The 22,905-nt window shown below is 71.2% G+C and carries 20 protein-coding genes; 12 read left to right on the forward strand and 8 right to left on the reverse strand.

Annotated elements, in window-relative coordinates; all coding sequences use genetic code 11:
• Positions 1-23: 23 nt before the first annotated feature.
• The 5 genes from fabG to ABZ848_RS04220 are packed head-to-tail and all read left to right on the forward strand — an operon-like array spanning position 24 to position 5,484.
• Positions 24-770 carry a 3-oxoacyl-ACP reductase FabG gene (gene fabG / locus ABZ848_RS04200; RefSeq protein ID WP_360824955.1) on the forward strand — a complete coding sequence of 249 codons (747 nt, stop codon included), beginning with the start codon at positions 24-26 and terminating at the stop codon, positions 768-770.
• A 33-nt stretch (positions 771-803) separates the two neighbouring features.
• Positions 804-2,027 (forward strand): acetyl-CoA C-acetyltransferase, encoded by a 1,224-nt coding sequence (locus ABZ848_RS04205; protein WP_360824958.1) that lies wholly within the window; start codon positions 804-806, stop codon positions 2,025-2,027.
• A gap of 1 nt (position 2,028) precedes the next feature.
• Positions 2,029-3,468 (forward strand): OB-fold domain-containing protein, encoded by a 1,440-nt coding sequence (locus tag ABZ848_RS04210; RefSeq protein ID WP_360824960.1) that lies wholly within the window; start codon positions 2,029-2,031, stop codon positions 3,466-3,468.
• Positions 3,465-4,673: an acetyl-CoA acetyltransferase gene (locus tag ABZ848_RS04215; RefSeq protein ID WP_360824963.1), complete on the forward strand. Its 1,209-nt coding sequence runs from the start codon at positions 3,465-3,467 to the stop codon at positions 4,671-4,673. The genes ABZ848_RS04210 and ABZ848_RS04215 overlap by 4 nt, the downstream gene beginning before the upstream one ends.
• A 16-nt stretch (positions 4,674-4,689) precedes the next feature.
• Positions 4,690-5,484 (forward strand): glucose 1-dehydrogenase, encoded by a 795-nt coding sequence (locus ABZ848_RS04220; RefSeq protein WP_360824966.1) that lies wholly within the window; start codon positions 4,690-4,692, stop codon positions 5,482-5,484.
• Between the two features lie 58 nt (positions 5,485-5,542).
• Here ABZ848_RS04220 and ABZ848_RS04225 read toward each other — a convergent pair whose 3' ends face one another.
• Positions 5,543-8,242 carry a branched-chain amino acid ABC transporter permease/ATP-binding protein gene (locus ABZ848_RS04225; protein ID WP_360824969.1) on the reverse strand — a complete coding sequence of 900 codons (2,700 nt, stop codon included), beginning with the start codon at positions 8,240-8,242 and terminating at the stop codon, positions 5,543-5,545.
• Positions 8,243-8,369: 127 nt separating this feature from the next.
• Between ABZ848_RS04225 and ABZ848_RS04230 the strand changes: the two genes are divergently transcribed.
• From ABZ848_RS04230 to ABZ848_RS04250, 5 genes are read left to right on the forward strand one after another with little or no spacing between them, the layout of a single operon-like run.
• The gene (locus ABZ848_RS04230) at positions 8,370-9,611 is read left to right on the forward strand and encodes an ABC transporter substrate-binding protein (protein ID WP_360824972.1); all 1,242 of its coding nucleotides are present in this window, start codon (positions 8,370-8,372) and stop codon (positions 9,609-9,611) included.
• Positions 9,612-9,627: 16 nt separating this feature from the next.
• A complete protein-coding gene (locus tag ABZ848_RS04235) occupies positions 9,628-10,338 on the forward strand; it encodes an ABC transporter ATP-binding protein (protein WP_360824975.1) in 711 nt (236 codons plus the stop codon).
• A 10-nt stretch (positions 10,339-10,348) separates the two neighbouring features.
• The gene (locus ABZ848_RS04240) at positions 10,349-11,692 is read left to right on the forward strand and encodes a hypothetical protein (RefSeq protein ID WP_360824978.1); all 1,344 of its coding nucleotides are present in this window, start codon (positions 10,349-10,351) and stop codon (positions 11,690-11,692) included.
• The gene (locus tag ABZ848_RS04245) at positions 11,689-13,089 is read left to right on the forward strand and encodes an acyl-CoA reductase (protein ID WP_360824981.1); all 1,401 of its coding nucleotides are present in this window, start codon (positions 11,689-11,691) and stop codon (positions 13,087-13,089) included. The genes ABZ848_RS04240 and ABZ848_RS04245 overlap by 4 nt, the downstream gene beginning before the upstream one ends.
• A gap of 8 nt (positions 13,090-13,097) precedes the next feature.
• Positions 13,098-13,937, forward strand: a complete 840-nt coding sequence (locus tag ABZ848_RS04250) for an FkbM family methyltransferase (protein ID WP_360824984.1) — start codon at positions 13,098-13,100, stop codon at positions 13,935-13,937.
• A 141-nt stretch (positions 13,938-14,078) separates the two neighbouring features.
• Here the strand turns inward: ABZ848_RS04250 and ABZ848_RS04255 are convergent, their stop codons facing one another.
• The 7 genes from ABZ848_RS04255 to ABZ848_RS04285 are packed head-to-tail and all read right to left on the reverse strand — an operon-like array spanning position 14,079 to position 20,724.
• A complete protein-coding gene (locus ABZ848_RS04255) occupies positions 14,079-14,666 on the reverse strand; it encodes a helix-turn-helix domain-containing protein (RefSeq protein WP_360824987.1) in 588 nt (195 codons plus the stop codon).
• Between the two features lie 32 nt (positions 14,667-14,698).
• Positions 14,699-15,871, reverse strand: coding sequence for an aminotransferase class I/II-fold pyridoxal phosphate-dependent enzyme (locus ABZ848_RS04260; RefSeq protein ID WP_360824990.1), 1,173 nt, complete (start codon positions 15,869-15,871; stop codon positions 14,699-14,701).
• 26 nt (positions 15,872-15,897) lie between these two features.
• Entirely contained in the window at positions 15,898-16,695 is a 798-nt protein-coding gene (locus ABZ848_RS04265) for an SDR family oxidoreductase (RefSeq protein WP_360824993.1), read from the reverse strand.
• Positions 16,696-16,748: 53 nt separating this feature from the next.
• Positions 16,749-17,756 carry an allophanate hydrolase gene (locus tag ABZ848_RS04270; RefSeq protein ID WP_360824996.1) on the reverse strand — a complete coding sequence of 336 codons (1,008 nt, stop codon included), beginning with the start codon at positions 17,754-17,756 and terminating at the stop codon, positions 16,749-16,751.
• On the reverse strand, positions 17,753-18,493 hold the full coding sequence (locus ABZ848_RS04275; RefSeq protein WP_360824999.1) for a carboxyltransferase domain-containing protein: 741 nt from the start codon (positions 18,491-18,493) through the stop codon (positions 17,753-17,755). The genes ABZ848_RS04270 and ABZ848_RS04275 overlap by 4 nt, the downstream gene beginning before the upstream one ends.
• Before the next feature lie 19 nt (positions 18,494-18,512).
• Positions 18,513-19,334 (reverse strand): 5-oxoprolinase subunit PxpA, encoded by an 822-nt coding sequence (locus ABZ848_RS04280; RefSeq protein WP_360825002.1) that lies wholly within the window; start codon positions 19,332-19,334, stop codon positions 18,513-18,515.
• A 28-nt stretch (positions 19,335-19,362) separates the two neighbouring features.
• On the reverse strand, positions 19,363-20,724 hold the full coding sequence (locus ABZ848_RS04285) for an MFS transporter (protein ID WP_360825005.1): 1,362 nt from the start codon (positions 20,722-20,724) through the stop codon (positions 19,363-19,365).
• Between the two features lie 427 nt (positions 20,725-21,151).
• Here ABZ848_RS04285 and ABZ848_RS04290 point away from each other — a divergent pair, with 427 nt between their 5' ends.
• Positions 21,152-21,790, forward strand: a complete 639-nt coding sequence (locus tag ABZ848_RS04290) for an RraA family protein (protein WP_360825007.1) — start codon at positions 21,152-21,154, stop codon at positions 21,788-21,790.
• Positions 21,787-22,854 carry a D-2-hydroxyacid dehydrogenase gene (locus tag ABZ848_RS04295; RefSeq protein ID WP_360825010.1) on the forward strand — a complete coding sequence of 356 codons (1,068 nt, stop codon included), beginning with the start codon at positions 21,787-21,789 and terminating at the stop codon, positions 22,852-22,854. Before ABZ848_RS04290 ends, ABZ848_RS04295 begins: the two co-directional genes overlap by 4 nt.
• Positions 22,855-22,905: the final 51 nt, after the last annotated feature.

A 22,905-nucleotide genomic window follows, 5' to 3' on the forward strand; every position in this document is an offset into this window, starting at 1 on the left:
CGTCGAGCCGGAGGCGGGCTGACATGGGACTGCTGGACGGCCGGAACGCGGTGGTCACCGGCGGCGCACAGGGCATCGGCTACGAGATCGCCGGCGTCCTCGGCGGTGAAGGCGCGCGCGTCGTCCTCGGCGACATCGACGGGGCCGCCGCGGCCGAGGCGGCCGGTCGCCTTGCCGAGAACGGAGTGTCGGCCACCTCACTGCGCTGCGACGTCACCGACGAGGACGAGGTGGCCGCCCTCGTGGCCCACTGCGCCGACACCTTCGGCCCCGTCGGGGTCATGGTCAACAACGCCGGCATCACCCGGGACGCGACCCTGCGCAAGATGGCCCTCACCGACTTCCGCGCCGTCGTCGACGTCCATCTCACCGGCGCCTGGAACGGCACCCGGTACGCCGCCGAAGCCATGCGTGCGCACGGGCAGGGCGGAAGCATCGTCAACATCTCCTCCATCGCGGGCAAGGTCGGCAACTTCGGCCAGACGAACTACAGCGCCGCCAAGGCCGGACTCGTCGGTCTGACCAAGGCCTCCGCGAAGGAGCTCGCGAAGGCGGGCATCCGGGTCAACGCCGTCCAGCCGGGCCTGATCCGTACCGCCATGACCGAGGCGATGCCCCCGGCCGCCTGGGACGCGAAGCTCGCCGAGATCCCCCTGGGCCGTGCGGGCGAGCCCGCCGAGGTCGCCCAGGTCGTCCTCTTCCTCGCCTCCGACATGGCGAGCTACATCACCGGAGCCGTGGTCGAAGTGACCGGCGGCCGGTACATGTGAGCCCGCCGAATCCGCTGACGAAAGGCATGACCGATGCGTGACGCGGTGATCTGCGAACCGATACGGACTCCGGTCGGCGGCTACGGCGGAGCCTTCCGGGACGTCACCGCGGCCGAACTCGCCGCCACCGTCGTCCACGCCCTCCTGGACCGCACCGGAATCCCGCCCACAGCCGTCGACGACGTACTCCTGGGCCAGTGCTACCCCAACGGCGAGGCCCCGGCCATCGGCCGCGTCGCCGCCCTGGACGCCGGACTCCCCGTCGAGGTGCCCGGGCTCCAGATCGACCGCCGCTGCGGCTCCGGGCTCCAGGCGATCATCACCGCGGCGATGCAGGTGCAGACCGGCGCCGGTGACCTGGTGCTCGCCGGGGGCGTCGAGTCCATGAGCCAGGCCGAGTTCTACACGACCGACGTCCGCTGGGGGGTGCGCGGCGCGGGCACGACGCTGCACGACCGGCTCGCCCGCGGCCGGGTCACGTCCGGCGGCGTCAACCACCCTGTTCCCGGGGGCATGCTGGAGACCGCCGAGAACCTGCGCCGCGAGTACGGCATCCCGCGCGAGGAGCAGGACAGGCTCGCCCTGCGCTCGCACGAGAAGGCCGTGGCCGCCCAGCGTGCGGGCCGGTTCGCCGACGAGATCGTGCCGGTCACCGTACGGACCCGGAAGGGCGAGACGGTCGTCGACACCGACGAACACCCGCGCTCCGACTCCTCGTTGGAGAAGCTCGCCAGGCTCCGTCCGGTGCTCGGCCGCCAGGACCCGGAGGCCACCGTCACGGCGGGCAACGCCAGCGGACAGAACGACGGCGCCGCACTCTGCATCGTCACCCACCCCGAACGCGCCGCCGAACTGGGTCTGCGTCCGCTGGCCCGCATGGTCTCCTGGGCCGTCGTCGGAGTGCCACCGCGGACGATGGGCATCGGCCCCGTGCCCGCCACGGCCAAGGCCCTGGAACGCGCGGGCCTGAAGCTCGCCGACATCGACCTGATCGAACTCAACGAGGCCTTCGCCGCCCAGGTCCTGGCCTGCACCCGCGAATGGGCCTTCACCGAGGCCGACTTCGAGCGGTTCAACGTCAACGGCTCCGGCATCTCGCTGGGCCACCCCGTCGGCGCCACCGGCGGCCGGATCCTCGCCACCCTGCTGCGCGAACTCGACCGCCGCCAGGCCCGCTACGGCCTGGAGACCATGTGCCTCGGCGGCGGCCAGGGCCTCGCCGCGATCTTCGAAATCACTGCCAAGGGAGGGCACTGACATGGCCGGACTGATCGCGTACGGCGCCCATGTGCCGTACCACCGCCTGGCCCGCGCCGATGTGGCGGCCACGCTGGGGACGCCGGCGGGACGCGGCACGCGCGCGGTCGCGGGCTACGACGAGGACACCACCTCGATGGCCGTCGAGGCGGCCCGCGTCGCCCTGACCCGTGACTGCCTGCGCCCCCGCATCGGCCAGCTCTTCCTCGCCACCGCCGCGCCCGCCTACCTCGACAAGACGAACGCGACCGCCGTCCACGCGGCACTCGGCCTGGACGAGCACCTCCTCGCCGTCGACATGGCCGGTTCCGCACGCTCCGGCCTGGGCGCGCTGGTCACCGCGGCACGCTCCCCGGTGCCGACCCTTGCCGTCCTGTCGGACCTGCGCACCGGACTGCCCGGCGGCGGCGACGAAGTCGCGGGCGGTGACGGCGCCGCGGCGTTCGTCTTCGGCGGCCACCGCGACGGAGCACCCGTCCTGGCGGAGCTGCTCGCCCACGACACGGTCAGCGACGAGATCCTCGAACGCTGGCGGCTGCCGGGCGCGCCCGCCTCCCGTACCTGGGAGGAGCGCTTCGCCGAGGAGATCTACGTGTCCCTCGCGGACGTGGCCCTGACCGCCGCTCTAGACCAGGCCGGCCTGGAGCGCGGCGCCATCGACCACTTCATCGTCTCCGGCTTGCACGCGCGCGCGTGCGCGACGGTACGGCGCACGGCCGGTGTCCGTCCCGAGGTGGTCACCCCGGACCTGACCGGCGCGATCGGCAACGCCGGCACCGCCCAGCCCGGCCTCCTCCTGGCCGACGTCCTCGACCGCGCCGCCCCCGGCGAGATCATCGCCCTCGTGGTCATCGGCGACGGTGCCGGAGTCCTCCTGTTCCGCACCACCGACGCGCTCCCGGCCCACCGCAGCCCCCGCCCGGTCGCCGCGCAGATCGCCGCGGGCAGCGACCCGATGCCGTACGCCACCTACCTCTCCTGGCGCGGCCTCCTCGACCGCGAGCCGCCCCGCCGTCCGGACCCCGAACCTCCCTACGCGCCACCCGCGCACCGCCGCACCGCCTGGAAGTACGGCTTCGTCGCGGCCCGTTGCGAGAAGTGCGGCACCCGGCATCTGCCGCCCGACCGGGTGTGCACGAGCTGCCACAGCGTCGATGCCATGGCCGACGAGCCGATGGAGCAAGTACGCGGCACGGTCGCCACGTTCACCGTCGACCGGCTGGCGCACACGCCGAGTCCGCCGATGCTCGTCGTGGTCGTCGACTACGACGGCGGCGGCCGGTTCCGCTGCCAGCTCACCGACGCGACCGAGGCCGACGCCGTCATCGGCGCCCGGGTGGAGATGACCTTCCGGCGCACGGTCACGGCGTCCGGCATCCACAACTACTTCTGGAAGGCCCGGCCGGTGCGCACGGGCGAGACCGAGGAGACACAGGGATGAGCTCGCACGGAATCCGGGACCGGGTCGCGATCGTCGGCATGGGCTGCACACCCTTCGGTGAGCACTGGAAGCGCTCGGCGGACGATCTGCTGGTCGACGCGGTGGGGGAGGCGGTGACCTCGGCCGGCATCACCCTCGACGACATCGACGCGTTCTGGTTCGGCACCCAGGCCTCCGGCGTCTCCGGCCTCACCCTGAGCCGGGCCCTCCGCCTGCCCAACAAGCCCGTCACCCGCGTCGAGAACATGTGCGCGACCGGCTCCGAGGCCCTGCGCAACGCCTGCTACGCCGTCGCCTCCGGCGCCTACGACGTGGCCATGGCGGTCGGCGTGGAGAAGCTCAAGGACTCCGGCATGTCAGGGCTGTCCGGCACCGCGATTCCGGGCGCGGGTGACGACAGCCGCGGCGAGATCACCGCCCCCGCCAACTTCTCCCTCCTCGCCCCCGCCTACGCCGCCAAGTACGGCCTCGCGGAAGAGGAGTTGAAGGACGTCATCACCCGTATCGCCTGGAAGAACCATGTCAACGGGGCCCGCAACCCCCGCGCCCAGTTCCGCAAGGAGGTGCCGCTGGAACGCATCCGGTCGGCCCCGATCGTCGCGGGCATGCTCGGCGTGTTCGACTGCTCGGGGGTCTCGGACGGTTCGGCGGCGGCGATCGTCGTACGCGCCGAGGACGCCTACCGGTACACGGACAAGCCGATCTTCGTGAAGGCGCTGTCCTTCGTCGCCGGCCCGGCGGACGGTCTCCTCGACCCGGACTACGACTTCACCACCTTCCCCGAGGTCGTCGCCTCCGCCCAGGAGGCCTACCGGCAGGCAGGCGTCACCGACCCGCGCACCGAGCTCGCCCTCGCCGAGGTCCACGACTGCTTCACGCCAACGGAGTTGGTGCTGATGGAGGACCTCGGCTTCGCCGAGCGCGGACAGGCCTGGAAGGACGTCACCAGCGGGTCGTTCGACCTGGACGGTTCGCTGCCGGTCAACCCGGACGGTGGCCTGAAGGCCTTCGGCCACCCCATCGGCGCCTCGGGCCTGCGCATGATGTTCGAGGCCTGGCTGCAGCTGCGGGGCGAGGCACCGCCCGAGCGGACGGTGAAGTCGGTGGCCGAGGGGCGCTCGCTGGCCCTCACCCACAACCTCGGGGGCGGACCCGGTGAATGCGTGTCCTTCGTGTCCGTCGTCGGCAGCGAACTCACCCAGTAGGAAAGGCGGTCGGGGCATGGGACGACTCGACGGCAAGATCGCTGTCGTGACCGGGGCGGCGTCGGGAATCGGCGCCGCCACGGCACGTCGGGTGGCGGCCGAGGGCGCGAACACGGTGGTCGCCGATCTGAACCTCGACGGCGCCAAGGCCGTGACGGAGGAGATCCGCGCCGCCGGAGGCTCCGCGACGGCGGTCCCGGTCGACCTCGGTGACGTGGAGAGCGTACGGGCCATGGTGGCCACGGCGGTCGAGACGTACGGCGGCCTCGACGTCCTTCACAACAACGCGGCGGCCACTCACCTGGCGGCCCGCCAGGACCTCGCCGTCGTCGAGGCCGACCCGGCGATCTGGGACGTCACCATGCGCGTGAACCTGCGCGGCACCATGGTCGCCATCCAGGCCGCCGTCCCGCGCATGATCGCCCGGGGCGGTGGCTCCGTCATCAACACCTCGTCCGGCTCCGGCCTCGCGGGCGACCTGCGCAATCCCGCGTACGGCGCGTCGAAGGCCGCCCTGATCAACCTCACGCAGTACGTCGCCACCCAGTACGGCAAGCAGGGCGTGCGCTGCAACGCCATCGTGCCGGGCTTCATCGTCACGCCGGCGAGCGCCGGTTCGGCGCACGGCGCCATCCGCGAGGCGATGCTGCGCCATCACCTCACCCCCCGTCTCGGAAGCCCGGAGGACGTCGCCTCGGCGGTCGTGTTCCTCGCCTCCGACGAGTCGGAGTTCATCACCGGGCACACCCTGCGCGTGGACGGCGGACTGCTGTCCCATCAGCCGTACGTGGCGGATCTGCGGGACGCCTGAAAGGGACCACCCGGCGTGGGCCGGAGGCGCTGCCGAGCGCCTCCGGCCCACGGTCGTGTCAGGTCAGTGCCTCCGGCTCCAGGTCGCCCAGATAGGCCGCCCGCACCGCGGGATCGCGCCGCACCTGTTCCGGCGTACCCGCGCAGATCCGGCGTCCGAAGTCCAGCACCACGACCTGGTCGCAGACGCTCATGACCATGTCGACGTCGTGCTCGACGAGCAGCACGCCCATGCCCCACTCCTCGGCCAGACGCCGTACCAGACGGGCCAGTTCACGTGTCTCCTCGTCGGACAGCCCCGCGGCCGGTTCGTCCAGCAGCAGCACGGACGGCGAGGCCGCCACCGCCCGGGCGATGGCCAGCAGCCGCCGCTCCCCGTACGACAGGTCTCCCACCGGTCGGTCCAGGCTGTCCTGCAGGCCGAACTCCCTTACTGCGACCAGCACTTGGGCGGGCAGCGGGCGGCTGCCGGGACGGACTAGATCGGTGAGGTACGCCCACCGTCCGGGCCGGTCGCAGGCCGCGTACAGGTTGTCCAGCACCGTCATGTCCTCGAACAGCTCCAGCGACTGGAAGGACCGGCTCAGCCCGGCCGCGGCCCGCCGGTGCACCGGCACGCGGGTGACGTCCCGCTCGCCGAGGCGCACACTCCCGGACGCGGCCCGGGTGAAGCCGGTGACGGCGTCGATGGCGGAGGTCTTGCCGGCACCGTTGGGGCCGATGAGACCCACGACCCGGCCCGGCTCGACGATCAGCGACAGCCCGTCGACGGCGACGACACCGCCGTAGCGCACGGTCAGGTCCCGGACATGGAGGGGGAGTGGTGTGGCGCGGGGGACGTCCGGCATGACGGCTTGCTCCCCCTCTCGCGGCGCGACGACGCTGCGCTTCGGGAACAGCCTGCGCCCGACACCCGCCGCCTGCCGTCCGGCCTCCTTGCCGATGCCGTCCTGGTTGCCCACCAGCGTCAGCACCAGGATGATCCCGCCGATCAGCGGCATCCATTCGCTCAGCCCGGGCAGCACCCAGTCCCCGAAACGCGCGCCGACCGTGCCGGCGGCGAACGTGGCGCCGAACAGCGGGCCCACGAGGAAGCCGACGCCGCCGATGACGGCGAGACCGAGCGCGGTGATCGAGTCGAAACTGGCGAAGTCCGAGAAGACCACCGAGGTCGAGCGGAAGCCGGTGAGGACTCCGGCGAGCGCGGCGACGGCCGCGGACAGGCCGAAGGCATAGAGCTTGGCCGCGCGGACGTCGATGCCGAGGGCGGCGGCGGCCCGTTCGTTCGCCCGTACGGCGATCAGACGACGGCCGGTTCGGCTGCGCCGCACGTTGGCGACCACGAGCGTCGCGGCGACGAACAGCACGAGCACCACGGCGGCGTACCGCTGCGGATGGTCGACTCCGGAGATGCTGATCCCGAAGAGGGTCTGCCTGCCCACGGCGATGCCGTCGCTACCCGGGGTCGTGGAGAGATCGGTGTTCTGGAAGACCATCGCCTCCAGCGTGGTGCCGAGGCCGAGCGTGATGATCGCGAGGTTGACTCCGCGGGTACGAACCGCCGGGAGGGCGAACAGCAGGCCGATCGGAACTGTGCCCAACACGCCTGCCAGCAGGGCGAGTTCGAACGGCCAGCCCCAGTCGGCCGCCGCGTGCCCGGCGATGAACGCCCCGGTGCCGGCGAGCGCGTAGGCCGCGAGCGAGACCTGACCCGCATAGCCGGTGACCACGATGATCGACAGGATGATCAGGCAGAGCACCAGGGTGCTGGTGATCGCGTCGGCCCACAGCGGCGTGGACAGGCTCACCAGCAGCAGCCCGACGGCGACGGCGAGAGCCAGTGGCACGGGGCGTACCCGTCCCGTGCCGAGCTGCGGCAATCGGTCCAGGAAGGTACCGCGCAGCGGCAGCGCCCGGCCGCGCGCGACCAGCACGAGCGCGATGAAGAGGAAGGGCACCGACGAGGCGAGCCCCGTGACGCCGGTGCCGAAGCGGGTCAGTTCGGACTGCACCACGCCGATGACCAGGCCGCCCGCCAGAGTCACGGGGAACGACGAGAACCTGCCGACCAGGGCGGCGGCCAGCGCGCTCAGCAGCAGGGTGGTCAGACCGGTCACCGACAGGCCGATGACCGGCACGATCAGGATCCCCGTCAGGCCCGCGAGCGCCGAGCCCAGCGCCCAGTTGCCGGCCGCGATCAGGTCCGGGGACCAGCCGAGCGAGGCGGCGGCGTGCTCGTTCTCCGCGACCGCGGTGGTGCCCAGGCCGAACAGGGTGTGCTTGTAGAGGAGATGCAGGAGCGCGGTGACGGCGACCGCGATGCCGAGCAGCCAGACGCGGTCCTCGGAGACCGTGGCCCCGGCGATCGTCAGCAGCGTGGTGGGCAGCCTGCCCGGCACCAACTGCAGGCTGTCGCCGTAGCGTTTGACGGCCACCGCGGTGAGCACGATGAACACCGCCAGCGTGCCGACAAGCCGGGCCAGTGACGATGCCCTGCGCAGGGGCCGGATCACCAGCAGATGGGTGAGTAGGCCCAGCACCGCGGAGGTGAGCACCCCGCACGCGACGGCCGGCCAGTACGGCACGCCCTGGTCGGCGGCGAGCTCCCACTGCACGTACGCGCCGGCCATCCCGATCGCGCCGTGCGCCAGGTTCAGGACGCCGGAGCCCCGGTAGACCAGCACGATGCCGTGCGCGGTGAGCGCGTAGAGCGCGCCGAGCCCCAGGCCGAGCAGGGCGAAACGCAGGATGTCGTCCATCGGGGGGCCTCCCATGGGCAAGCCAGGCAGCGTAATTATTTAAATAATTGTGCCGAGAGTACTTCACTAACCCCAAATTGCACCCCATGCTGTTCGCCAACTCGACGACGAGCCCCGCGGAGGGACCATGAACGACTCACGCCGACGCAGAAGTGCCGCAGCGAGCTGTCTCGCGGTGACCGGAACCCTGCTCGTCGCCGGCTGCGGGGGATCGGACTCGGGCAGTACGAGCGAGACCTCCTCCCTGAAGGGCGCGCCGGTCAAGGTGATGGTCTGGGCGCCGGAGGACACCCAGGGCAGCGCCCAGCCCGGGGTCAGACTCACCGCCCAGGCCTACGAGAAGTGGATCAACGCCAACGGCGGGATCAAGGGCGGCCCGCTGAAGGTGCTCACCTGCAACGAGAAGAACGACCCCGACGAGGCCGAGAAGTGCGCCCAGCAGGCGGTGGCCGAGAAGGTCGTCGCGGTGGTGGGCTCGTACAGCCTCGCGGGTGATCGCTACATGCCCGTCCTGCAGAAGGCCGGCATCCCGTACATCGGCGGGACCGGCGTCTCGGCGGCGGAGTTCTCCAACCCGCTGTCGTTCCCGGTCAACGGTGGTACGCCGGCGGTGTTCGCGGAGCACGGCAGGCAACTGGTGGAATCGGGCTGCAAGAAGATCTCCGGAGTACGGTACGACCTCGCGGCCGCCGCTATCGTCTCGCAGTTCCTCACGCTCGGTGTGACCTCGGCGGGAGGGGCGGCACCCAAGGACCTCAAGGTACCGGTCACCGCCACCGACCTCGCCCCGCAGGTCGCCGCCGCCACCAAGGGCAGCGACTGCGTGAGCGTCATCCTGGGCACGCACTCGGACCTGTTCGTGAAGTCGTACGTGCAGTCGGGCGCGAAGACGAAGCTCGGCAGCGTCGTCGGCAACCTCACCCCGGAACTGGCGGCGAGCACCGGCGGAAGCGGCAGCCCGCTGGAGGGCGCCGTGATCACCGGCTACTACCCGCCGGTCTCCGACAAGGCCTGGAAGGACTTCACCGAGGCCGCCTCCGGCAACAAGGACATCGACACCTCCAACGGCGCCAACGAGACGACCTGGGTGGCGTTCAAGGTCTTCACCGAGGCCGTCGGGAAGCTGCCGTCGATCTCGGCGAAGGCCCTGGTGCAGGAGCTGAACACCACGGCAGGCATCAGCACGGGCGGCCTCACTCCGCCGCTCACCTGGAAGGCGTCGACCGCCCTGCCGATCAAGGGCCTGGACCGCATCCACAACACCACCGCCACCGAACTGACCATCCGGGACGGAAAGATCGAGTGGGCGAAGTCCGGAGCGACCTTCGTCGACGTCCGCAAGGTACTGACGGCCACACCGGCCGGCTGACCGAAGGAGGACGTCCGTGCACGACACCGAGCCCCTGGTCGAAGCCCGCGCGCTGTCCGCCGGATACGGCAACCAACCCGTCGTACGGGACCTGGACCTGGAGGTCCGCCCCGGCGAGGTCGTCGCCCTCCTCGGGCCCAACGGAGCCGGCAAGACCACCACGCTCCGGGCGCTGTCGGGCGAGCTGGCCCCGATGGCCGGTGAGGTGCGCTGGCTGGGTGACGCCACCAGCACACCACTGCACCGCCGCGCCCGCCAGGGCCTGGCGTACGTCGGCGAGCGGGCGGTCTTCACCCGCCTCGACACCGCGGACAACCTACGGGTCGGCCGAGTGGCGACCGAGCAGGCCCTCGAACTCTTCCCCGAGCTGGAGAAACGGCTGCGGACCGGCGCGGGCATGCTGTCGGGCGGAGAGCAGCAGATGCTGTCGCTGGCACGTGCGTTGAGCCGCGACCCCAGGCTGCTCCTCGCGGACGAACTGTCGCTCGGGCTCGCCCCGCTCGTCGTCGACCGCCTGCTGCGCGCGGTGCGCGAGTCGGCCGACCGCGGCCTCGGCGCGCTGCTGGTGGAACAGCACGTGCGCAAGGTCCTGGACATCGCCGACCGCGTGTACGTGCTGCACCGCGGCGGCGTCGCCATGGCCGGCACCCCGAAGGACCTGCGCGGAAACCTGGACGCGGTCGAGTCGTCGTATCTCGCTCGGAAGTCGACTTATGCAACTGATTGAGGAGGGTGTTGTGGCAAGCGCACGCGAGCAGATCCGATCCCTGGTCCTGTCCGGCGACACTTTCGACCAACCCGCCCTGGAAATGCGGGAGTTGCAGCTCGAAGCCGCACGCGAGGCCTTCGCCGCCCACCGCGAGCGCATCCCGCTGCTGCGCACTCGCGCGGAGGAGACCGGCGTCCGCGAGGTCAAGGGCCTCGACGACCTCGTCCCCCTCCTCTTCTCGCACACGAGCTACAAGTCGTACCCCGTCTCCCTCATCACCGCCGGCCGATGGGACCGGCTGCTGCGCTGGTACACCACCGTGTCGGCCCTCGAACCGGGAGACGTCGACGTCGACGGCGTACGCGACATCGACGAGTGGACCGAACGCATCACGGCCGCCGGCCACCGCCCGTACATCACCAGCGGCACCTCCGGGAAGGTCTCCTTCCTCAACTGCTCGGCGAGCGACCTGAGTTTCCTGCACGACATCCTGGAGCACCTCACCTGCTGGCCCGACCCCCTGCCGCCGAAACCCACCCGCCGCGGCTACCTCCTCGCACCGGCGAGCGGCCCGATGCGCTCCATCGACGGCTTCCGATGGCACGCGGACGTCTTCGCGCGCCCCGGAGAGACACACCTGCTGACCGAGGACCCGCTGAGGGTGTCCGAGCTGATGAGCAGCGCCCTGCTGCGCCGCCGGATGGCGGAGGGCACCGCCACCCCACACGAGATCAGCTCCTTCGAGACCACGTCCGAGGCCCGCGAGCAGGAGCTGGACGCGGCCGTCACCCGGATCGTCGACGACATCGCCGCGCACCGTGCCGAGCCACTGCTGATCGCAGGGATGAACAACCAGCAGTTCGCCCTGATCCAGGCACTGCGCGCCCGCGGCGTCCCGGACGGCAGCCTCCACCCGGACACCCTCGTGCTCAGCGGGGGCGGCAACAAGGGCCGCGCCCTGCCCGACGACTACCAGCAGCAGTTCGCCGCCTTCTACGCCGGAGTCCGCAGGGTGCGCAGCTACGGCATGACGGAGCTCCAGGGCTCCTGCCTCGCCTGCGAACAGGGCAACTACCACGTACCGCCCTGGGTGATCCCCCTGGTCCTCGACCAGGAGGGCGAATCGCTGCTCAACCCCGAACAAGGCGTCGTGGAGGGCAGGTTCGCCTTCCTGGACGTCTCACTGGAAGGCCGCTGGGGCGGGCTGATCAGCGGCGACCGGGTCTTCGTCGACTTCTCGCAGTGCGACTGCGGCAGGCCGGGGCCGGCGGTGCTGCCGGACATCCAGCGCTACGGCGACCTCGGCGGCGACGACAAGATCACCTGCGCTGCCACACTCGACTCCTATGTGCGGGGGCTGATCCACGAATGAGCGGTACGACCCTCGACAGCACCGCGGCAGGCCCGGTGGCCGTCGTCCACATCATCCGCGGCGAGGTCGACGAGGGCGCCCACATCGACCACGGCCGCACGGCTGCCGCCTTCACCGCACCAGCCCTCGACCTGGACCGCCTCGTGTGGCCCCGCACCGAACCCGGACCCGCCTTCCACGTACCCACGGCGGAGATCGTGGACCTGCTGGTCGAGACGGGCGAGGCACTGAAGGCCGACCGCGACGGCCTCCTCGCCGAAGCCCTGGACCGCATGGTCCGCGTCAGCCCGCTCCCCGCCGAAGTGCTCGAACGCGCCTACGCCGCACTGTGGCGCAGCTTCCAACGCCCCGGCCTGTACGCACAGATCGACCACGAGCTCGGCGGAGCGGAGGTGCTCGACGGCTGGCGCGAGGTGCGGCTGCCCGGGAACCGGATCGCGGCCACGCGCGCGTTCCCGCCCCGCCTGGTCCACATCATCGCGGGCAACGCACCCGGCGTCGCCGCGATGTCCGTCGTACGCGGCGCCCTCACCAAGGGTGTCAACCTCCTCAAGCTGCCCTCGAACGACCTGTTCACCGCGACCGCGATCCTGCGCACCATGGCCGCGGTGGCGCCCGGCCACCCCGTGGTGCGCTCGTTCTCCGCCGTGTACTGGCGCGGCGGCGACGCGGCGGTGGAGAGCGTGCTGTTCCGCCCGCAGTTCTTCGACAAGCTGGTCGCCTGGGGCGGCGAGGCGACGATCCGCGGAGCGCTCCGCTACGTCGGCCCCGGATTCGAGCTGGTCTCCTTCGACCCGAAGACCTCCATCTCGCTCATCGGCCGCGAGGCCTTCGAGTCCCCGCGGACGCTGGCCGAGGCCGCTGACGCGGGCGCCGCCGACGCCACGTTCTTCAACCAGCAGGCCTGCGTGGCCAGCCGCTTCCAGTTCGTCGAGGGCTCGTTGGACGAGGTCGACCGGTATGCCGCCCTGCTGTGCGAACGCCTGGGCGTCGCCCGGGAGTTCAGCTCGGCGGCCGGCCCCAGGGTGCCGACGGCGCTGCGCGAGGAGATCGACGTACTGCGCTCCCTGGCCCCCGAGTACCGGGTGTGGGGCGGGTACGACGGCCGGGGGCTGGTCATCCGCTCCCCGGAACCGGTGGACTTCCACCCCGACGGAAAGATCGTCAACGTCGTCCCGGTCGGCGACCTCTCCGAGGCCGTGACCCACGCCGGGGTCGTCACCCAGACGGTCGGCGTCTACCCCGACACCCGCAAGGCGCACCTGCGCGACGCCATCGCCTGCGCCGGCGTACAGCGCGTGGTGTCCCTGGGCCTGGCGGGCGGCATGCCCCCGGGCCTCTCGCACGACGGCTTCTATCCGCTGCAGCGGCTCATGCGCTGGGTGAACGACGAGTGATCGAACGGATGGGTGATCGAATGCGTACGGCCGGCCGAAAACTGCTCGACCTGATCACCGGTCCGGTCGCCCGGCAGCGCGGATGGCGGAGCGTGCAGCTGGGGGAGAACGGCGCGCGGCTCGTCTACGACGAGGACGCCGAGCACAGCGGACGCGGACTGCAGTCGCTGGCCTCCGAGTACCTGTGCCACCACCACGTCGGCGAGATGCTCGACCTGTACGGCGTGAACTGCGTGTTCGACGTCGGTGCCAACACCGGCCAGTTCGGGCGGGAACTGCGCCGACTGGGCTACACGGGCCGGATCGTGTCCTTCGAACCGACCTCGGCCGCCTTCGGGCAACTGTCCGAGGCGGCCGCCGACGACCGCGAGTGGCATGTGCACCGGCTCGCCCTGGGCCGCGAGAACACGCTCGCCTCCATCCACACGGGCTGGGACACCATGAACTCGCTGCGCCCGCCCAGCGATTACGGCCGCGTCCGCTACGAGCGGTTCACCGACACCCGCACGGAGGAGGTCCCCGTCCGCCGCCTGGACGCAGTGATGGACGAGGCCCTCGCGGGCATCGAAGATCCGCGCCCGTTCCTCAAGATGGACACCCAGGGCTACGACCTGGAGGTGTTCACCGGCGCCGGGGACAGGATCTGGGACTTCGTGGGCCTGGTGTCGGAGGTCGCCCTGCTACGGCTGTACGAGGGCAGCCCACGCATGAGCGAGGCCGTGGCCCGGTACGAGGCCGCCGAGTTCGAGATCACCGGCATCTACTCGGTGTCGCGCGACCCCGCCACAGGCCGGGTGGTGGAATTCGACTGCGTGATGATGCGCGCGAAAGCGGCACCTCCCAGGTGAGGAGGAGCAGCGGGCCCGCAGGCACGGCCCGCCGCACATGTGCTTCCAAGGGGAGCCGACGAGGCGCTGGGAGTCCTGGCCGGCCGCGATACAACAGGGGCGGCGCCCGCAGCAGTCGGGTGTCCGTCGGGTGGGTCGGAGTCAGTCGGAGGTCGGCCGGTCTGCTGCCGCCCAGCCGACCAAGGCGCCGCGCAGGGCGGCCACCAGGCGCGTGGCGGCCTCTTCCTCGGTGCGTCCGCTCTTGATGAGGTCGAGGATGTCGCGCGGGTCGAACAGCGCGTTCCACAGGTAGAGCGCCTCGTCGCCGAGGTCGCCCAGGCCGAGTTCCTCGGTGGTCTGGCGGAGGGGCTCGGCGAGTGCCTCGGCCTGGGGGACGAGGTAGCCGGTGGATTCCCGCAGTCGTTCGAGATAGCCGCGGTGCGAGCGCATCTGCGCCATGGCGCCGCCGTGTTCCAGGACGAGAGAGACCCACTTGCGTGAGACGGCTTCGAGCTTCACCAGGCCGCGGGTGGTCTGCTCGGCGCTGAAGTCCCTGAGTTCGGAGCCCACTTGGGCGCGGAAGGCGTGCAGGATCTCCTCGACGGAGGAGAAGTGGCGGTAGGCCGTCGCGGTGGACACCTCGGCGTGCTTGGCGATCTCGGCGATGCTGACCGGGGTCGGCGAGTTCTCGAACAGCCGTGCCGCCGCCTTGATGAGATGCCTGCGGTTGCGCTCGGTGTCACTGCGCATGGGGCGGCTCCTTGGGGTACGAGGGTCTGTCTTCATCGCAGGGCCGCGAGACCGTCGGCCAGCCGGCGGACGCCCTCGACGATGGCCTCCGGGGCGGCAGCGTACGACAGCCGCAGGTGATGCTCGCCCTGGGCCCCGAATTCGCTGCCGGGCCGCACGGCGACACCGTGCTTCGTCCGCAGCGCCGCCACGACGTCCACCGACGGCAGGCCGAGGTCGTACCGCGGGAACTGGTAGAAGGCGCCCTCCGGTGCGCTGAGGGTGAGACCGGGGATGGTGGCCAGTTCGGCACGCATGATCTCTCGGCGTTGCTCGTACGCGGCGCGCATGCGCGCGACGTCCTCCGCGCAGCTCTCGACCGCGACGAGTGCGGCGTCCTGGACGACCGTGTTGACCGACCCGTTGAAGGTGTTGTGGACGCGCGCGGACGCCTGGATGAGCTCCGGCGGCCCCCAGAGGTAGCCGACCCGCCAGCCGGTCATGGCGTAACTCTTGGAGAAGGTCTGGCAGTAGAGGGTGCGCTCGCGCAGGCCGTCGACGGCGATCGCCGAGGTGAACGGGCGGCCGGTGTAGTCGAGGTCGGCGTACGCCTCGTCGGAGATGACGATGGTGGCCGTACCGTCCAACAGGTCGGCGAGGGCTTCGAGTTCCTCACGGCCGTGCACGATACCCGTCGGGTTGACGGGGTTGCAGAAGACGAAGAGCTTGGCGTCCGTGAGGGCGTCCGCCAGCCGGTCGAGGTCCCAGTGCAGGTCCGGTGCGAGTGGTACGGGGACCACGGTGCCGCCCGCCATGGCGACCAGGTCGGCGTAGAGCGAGTAGGTGGGGTCGGGTACGACCACCTTGTCGCCGGGGTCGACGATGCCGAGGATCGACGCGGCGAGTCCGGCGGTGCCGCCCTGGGTGATCAGGACGTCGGCGGCGGACACGGGTGCCTGGGCGATGCCGGCCAGCTTCGCGGCGAGGGCCTCGCGCAGGGCGGGTTCGCCGAGCAGCGGCGAGTAGTGGGTGCGTCCGGAGCGCAGTGAGGCGTGGGCCGCCTCGGTGATCCGCTCGGGTGTGTCGAAGCCGGGTTCGCCCATCGCGAGCGAGACGAGGTCGGAGCGGGACTGCGGCTGCTGGGTGCGGCGGGAGGCGGCCGCGATCCGGGCGACGGCGTCGGCGGTGTCGTACAGCGGCGGCTGGGTGGTGATGGTGGGCGGCATGCGCTCCTCTTCTTCCAGTGGGGTGGTCAGGCCTGCGGTGCGGCGCCCGCGGGCGCTCCTGCCCAGCGGCTGGTCTCAAGGTCGGCGGACACATCGCGCTGCCGGGTGGGGGCGACGACGATCTCCTGGAGGACGACGCGCTGGGGCAGGGCGACGGCCAGGCGGACGGCCTCGGCCACGTCCTGGGGCTGGAGCATGGCGGCACGTTCCTCGGGCGCCGGGGGCCGGGCGCGGTTGTCGAGGATGGGGGTGTCCGCCTCGCCGGGCAGCACGGTGATCGCGCGCAGGCCCTGGTTGCGGAAGGTGTTGTGCAGGAAGGTCATGAAGTTGCGGACGCCGGCCTTGGCCGCGCCGTAGGCGGCGCCGCCGAGCAGGTTGGGGTTGACGGCGGCGAGCGAGGAGACGGTGACGACGGTTCCGGTGCCGCGGTCGAGCATGTCGGGCAGGACGGCCTGGGTGAGCTGGAAGACCGCGGTGAGGTTGACCTCCAGGACCTGGCGCCACTCGTCGTGCGGCAGCCACTGCGGGTTGAGTACCGACGAGGAGCCGCCCGCGTTGTTGACGAGCACGTCCACGGGGCCGAGTTCGGCGCGCACCCGGTCCAGGGCGCGCGTCACGTCGTCGGCGCGGGTGATGTCGACGGCGAGGGGGAGCGCGGTCCCGCCCTCGGCCCGGATCGCGGCGGCGACCTCGTCGAGGGCGTCCTGTCTGCGGCCGAACAGGGCGACGGCGGCGCCGTCGCGGGCGAGCAGCCGAGCGATCTCGCGTCCCATCCCGCTGCCGGCTCCCGTGATGAGCGCGGTCCTGCCGGGCGACGTGGTCACCGTGCCTCCTCCATCAAGGATCTGATACTTCACCTGCAATTGAGAATATATTCTCAGTTCGCCATAGGCAAGGCCGCCGCATCGAATCCGAGGGCGCCGAAGGCCCCGGCCACCGCGTGCGCCAGCGCGCGTACCTCGCTCTCGCGACGGGCGAGGCGACGCAGTGAGGTCTCGCGGTCGACCCAGCGGAACCGGAGTTCCCGTCCCGGTCCGGCCTGCCCGAGCAGGGACAGGGACGCCCTGGCAGCGACCCCGACGATGGGATAGCCCGCGGTCAGGCTGCGGTAGCGGCCGAGGACGATCAGCTCGTCCGCGTGCGGGATCTGCAACGCTCCGATGGGCACGCCGTGCGACACGATCTCGGTGTCGGTGTCCGGGTGGCGCACAGGTCCGTCGAGCCGCAGTCCGACGTGGTCGGAGCGGGGGGTGACCACGTACGCCGACTCCTGGATCAGTTCTCGGATGCCGGGGATCGACCGGATGCCGTGGGTGGCGACGACGTCGACGGTCCAGGGGCCGTCGTCGAAACGCGGGACGGGGACGGGGAGCCGGAACAGCGGTGCCTCGAACGGCCTGTGCCGGAATCCCCGGAACGCCGTTTCCAGCAGGACGCGTGAGCCCGGGGCGATGCGCTGCCCGAAGCCCATACGGGGGTCCGGGGCCGCGCTGCCCAGCAGCCGTTCGGTGTTCAGCGTGCCGTTCACCGCCAGGTAGGTGCGCATGCCGCGGCTCATGTCCCCGCGGATCCGCACCTCTTGCCCCGCCGGCACGACCAGCGGCGTCCAACTGTCGGCCGGCGAGCCCGCGACGCTGACCTGGGCGGGCCCGCCGGTCACCGCGAGCAGGACGTCGGTGTCGGGTACGAGGGCCAGCTCGCCGCCGAGGTTCTCGACGAGGGTCGCGCCGCGAGGGTTGCCCACGAGGAGGTTGGCCACGGCCGCCGAGTGCTGGTCGGCGGCGCCGCCGGTGGGCACGCCGCGCTGTTCGGTGCCGTACCTGCCGAGGTCCTGGAACGTGGTGATCCAGCCGGTGCCGGTGATGTCGAGTGCCACGGTCCTCATGCGGCCCCCTCCGCCGTCGGCAGCAGGAACCCGGCGTCGAGCGCCGCGGCTTCGTCGCGGGTGACCGGGACGAAGCGCATGACGTCGCCGGGGCCGAAGGAGACCGGGTCCGGCCGGGAGATGTCGACGATGGTGTGGGGGGTGCGCCCCACCACCCGCCAGCCGGTCGGGCCGGGGAACGGCTGGATGATCGCGTTGGTTCCGGCGATCATGACGGCGCCGGGTGCGACGTCCGTGCGGGGTTCGGCCCGCCTGCGCACCGGTCGGGGGACCTTGAGGCCGTCCATCATCGGGGCCATCGCCGCGCCGAGGAGGCAGATCGTGAAGGTGGACTCGGCGATCGCCTCGACGACTTCCGTGGCGGCCAGGCCCAACTCCTCGGCGACGGACGCCAGATCGGGGCCGTGGTCGTCGTCGAAGACGACGGGGACGGCGAACGTCCGCACCTGTCGAGCGGCGGCCGGACCGTCCGAGGGCGAGGGGGCCCACCGAGCCACCAGCCGGGCCGCGTACTCCACGTGCTCGAACGAGGTCCGCAGCGGATCGAACTCGATGAGCAGCGATTCGAGGCCGGAGACGACGTCGTGCACACCGGGCGGGCGGTGTGCCAGGAAGCGATCGCGGAACGCGACGATCCCCGCCCTGCGGGCGGCCTGACCGGTGTGGGGGATGGTCACCATCGCCGCCGAGTCCCCGAAGGGCTCGACGGTGACGGCGCCGTACTGTGCAGTGGTCATCGCCTGGTGCGCTCGGCCCTCAGCCGGCCAGCGCCGCCTCCGCGTTCTTCGCCTTGTCCTCCAGAACCTCGCGCAGGCCGGTCACCCGGACGCCCGCGGCGTCGAGCGCGGCGCGCAGCGCGGTGCCGTTGGCGAGGACGTTCGGGTGGTCGCCGTGCAGCAACAGGACGTCGGCGTCATGGCCGAGCGGGACCACGTTGCCGTCGACCGAGCGCACGGTGCCCTCCTTCACGACCTGCGCGGACCGCTCGCCGATCAGCTCGGGGTCGTGGATCAGTCCGCCCTCGTGGGAGCGCGGAACGGGCCAGCCGTCGTCGCCGTAGCCGCGGTCGGCGAGGAAGACGTAGCCGACCTCCAGGCCGCGCTTGCGGGATTCCTCCGCGAGCAGGCCGCGTTGGCAGATGACGATGTAGTCCTTGTTGTACGCGGCGACGGCGTCCGTGATGGCCCGCGCGTGCTTGGCGTCGGTCTGGGCGATCGAGCCCATCCGGCCGTGCGGGGCGACATGGCTGATGGTGCCACCGTGCACCCGGGCGAAGGCGTCGAGGGCGCCGAGCTGGTAGAGGACGTCGGTACGGATCTCCTCCTCGGTCGCCTCGATGAGCCGGCGGCCGAAGCCGACCAGGTCGGGGTAGCCCGGGTGGGCGCCCAGTTCGATGCCGCGCTCCACACAGTCCTTGACGGTCTGGTCCATGATGCGGGGGTCGCCGGCGTGGAAGCCGCAGGCGATGTTCGACGAGGTGACGAGACCGAGCAGGGCTCCGTCGTCGCCGATCGTGTAGTTGCCGAAGCTCTCCCCGAGGTCGGCGACGACGGCTACCGAGTTGTGTCCGGATGACATGGTGTGTTCTCCCGAAGTGCGGTTCGGTTCAGTGGGCTTCGAGCGGCCGGCCCTTGGTCTCCCGCAGGAAGGCCACGGTGACCAAGGTGATCACGGCGGTGAGCATGGAGGCGAAGGCGGGGATCAGGTTGGACCCCGTCGATTCGATGAGGTCGGTCATCACGAGCGGGGCGCTGCCGCCGAAGATGACCGTCGAGATGCTGAACCCGATGCTGTACGCGGAGTAGCGCACGCTGGTCGGGAACATCTCGGCGAGCATGGTGTGCACCACCGCGGCGTGGCCGGAGAACGAGATCGCGAGCGCGACGGTGCCCAGGCACGCGAGCCCGAACCGGCCGGTGGTGATGAGCAGGAACATCGGGTAGGAGACCACGGCCATCGCGACGGCCGAGATCGCGAGCACGGGCTTGCGGCCGACGCGGTCCGACAGCCGCGCCATGAGCGGGATGCAGATCACGATGGCGACCAGGCTGCACGCGGTGACCAGGAGCGCCCGCACCATCGAGAAGTTGTGGTCGCCGAGCGAGGTCTTCAGATACGTCGGCATGTAGACGAACAACAGGTAGTAGCCGGGGCCGTTGAGGGCGGGCAGGAAGATGGTGAGCGCGATCGCCTTCAGGTGCCGCTTGGAGGTCAGTGCCTCCCTGAGCGGGTTGCGGGCGACGCTCTTCTGCTCGCGCAGGGCCGTGAAGTGCGGGGTCTCCTCAAGACGGCTGCGGATGTAGAAACCGACGTAACCGAGCGGTACGGCGACCAGGAACGGCACCCGCCAGGCCCAGGAGGTCATCGCGTCGTCGCCGAGCGCGGTGATGAGGACGGCGGAGAGGGTGCTGCCGAACAGTAGGGCCACGAACGAGCCGACCGCGATGAAGCTCATCATGAAGTTGCGGCGCCGGTCCGGCGCGTACTCGCCGACGAACGACATGGCGCCCGCCACCTCGCCGCCGGCCGAGAAGCCCTGGAGTATCCGGAGCAGGACCAGCAGGGCGGGCGCGGCGATCCCGATGGTGGCGCGGGAGGGGATGAGGCCGAGCGCGGCGGTGGCGCCGGAGATGAGGACGAGAAGGGTGGCCAACAGCCGCTTGCGCCCCAGCCTGTCCCCGAGATAACCGCAGATCACGCTGCCGAAGGGGCGGGCCAGGAAGCTGATCAGGAAACCGAGGTTGGTGAGGAAGAGCCCACCGCTGTCGGCGTTGCCCATGATGTTGACGGCGAGGTAGGTGACGAGAAGGCCGTAGATGCCGTAGTCGTACCACTCGACGAACGAGCCCACCGTGCCTGCGACGGTGGCCTTCCGGACGACCCTGTCATCGGCCGGGACGGCGGCCCCGGGCCGGGGTGCCGCCTCGTGACGGTCCGATGGAATGCCAAGCCGATCTGACGTTGCCATACGCGTTCGCTTTCGATGTCGCGGACTCCGGGGACGGTGTCCTGAGGATCGCGTGGGTCATGAGGGGAGGCCGGTGAGGGCGCCTCAGGGGAGTTGCGTGGCTGCGGGGGAGAACAGCGGAACGGCGTCAGAGCCGAGTTGCGACGTGAATCTCGAATGAGAATAGATTCGCATTCTGGCGGTGGTCAAGGATGCGTGTTGCCCTCACGTTAACCTTCCGCTTCCATCGTGCTTCCGCCTTGGACTCCGAGGTCTTTATGGCGACTTGGGGGCGGAATCCACGGCCGGTGGAGGTTCGTCGCGGCGAGTTTCGGCCATGCGGAGGCGGTCGTTCCTCCGCATCGCTCCTTGCATGGTCATCCGGATGGATGCAAACTGGCCCCGCGAAACGCGAAAGCTTTCGCATTTCCACCGGAGGGAAGTGGCGATGACCCAGGACAACGTGCGCGTGAACCCCTCGTGGGAACGCGTCGACGAACACCTGCTCAAGCAGTTCCGCGGCCATTCCGTGGCCAACCTCGGCGACGCCCTCGACCGGCTGAACATCGTCGACGGAGGGATCGTCCCCATCTGGAGCGGCGCCAGGGCCGTCGGCACGGCACTCCCGGTCCTCACGGTCGCCGGCGACAACAAGGCCGTGATCGCCGCACTCGAACACATCCGGCCCGGAGACATCCTCGTCATCAACGCCTTCGGCTACGACGGCCGCGCGATCATCGGCGACAACCTCGCCCAACGGTTCGCCGTGCACGGCGCCGCCGGGGCGGTGGTCGACGGGTACGTACGGGACGCCGCGATCATCGAACGGCTCGGTGTCCCGGTCTTCGCCCGGGGCCTGACCCCCGCCGGCCCCTTCAAGAACGGTCCGGGAACGATCGGCGAGGCCGTCGCGATCGGCGGCGTCGTGGTCAACCCGGGCGACATCGTCGCCGCGGACGGCGACGGAGTCATCGTCATCCCGCCGCATCGCGCCGAGGAGGCGCTCGCCGCCGTAGAGGAGATCGTCGCCCGCGAGGCGGCGCTCGACGCCGAGGTCGAGGCGCTGCGCAACGCGGCCGGCCGATGACCGGCGAGGACGCGGTTCCGGGCCGCCTGCGCGTGGCTGTCGCCGCGCCGCTGTCCGCGGAACTCCGCGCATTCGTCCGGACGCTGGAGCCGCGTGTCGACCTGGTGATCGACCACTCCCTCCTCCCTCCGATGCGCTGGCCCGCCGACTTCGCCGGCGACCCGCACTGGCGACGCACCCCCGAACAACAGCGTGCCTATGACGCCGCCATCGACTCGGCGGACGCCCTGTACGGCATCCCCGACATCGACCCGGCCGCCCTGGCCCGCGCCGTCCGCGCCAACCCGCGCCTGCGCTGGGTGCACACGATGGCCGCGGGCGGCGGCGGCCAGGTCAGAGCCGCCGGGCTGACCGACGAGGAACTCCGCAGGGTCGCCTTCACCACCTCGGCAGGAGTGCACGGACGTCCACTCGCCGAGTTCGCCGCCTTCGGCGTGCTCGCCGGTGCCAAGAACCTGCCCCGCCTTCACCGCCAGCAGCGCGACCGCCAATGGAGCGGCCGCTGGACGATGGGGCAGGTGAGCCGCCAGACGGTACTCGTCCTCGGACTCGGCGGTATCGGCGCGGCCGTCGCCGCCTCGCTGCACGCGCTGGGCGCGACGGTCGTCGGCACGAGCCGCAGGAACGTCGAGGTCCCCGGTGTCTCCACCGTGATCCACCCCGACCGCATCACGGAGGTCGCGCCCACCGTGGACGCCGTGGTCAACACGCTTCCCGGAACGGACGCGACCGAACACCTCCTCGGCAAGCGGTTCTTCGACGCCCTGCGCCCCGGAGCGACCCTCGTCAACGTCGGTCGCGGCACGGTCGTCGACGAGGGAGCCCTGGTCCACGCCCTCGACTCCGGCCGGGTCGGCTTCGCCGCGCTGGACGTCTTCGAGACCGAGCCGCTGCCCGCCGACAGCCCCCTCTGGACGCATGACCGCGTGCTGGTGAGCCCGCACACCGCAGCGCTCGATGCGGCGGAGGACCGCCGTATCGCCGAACTCTTCGCCGCCAACGCGACCCGGCTCCTCGACGGCCACGAGCTGCTCAACCGTGTCAACACCGTCGAGTTCTACTGACCTGCCACCTTCCCCGTAGCGCGGCCGCCGTCGCGTCGCGCTGCCCGGCAG

Source organism: Streptomyces sp. NPDC047081 (genome assembly GCF_040643775.1).
Taxonomy (GTDB): domain Bacteria; phylum Actinomycetota; class Actinomycetes; order Streptomycetales; family Streptomycetaceae; genus Streptomyces.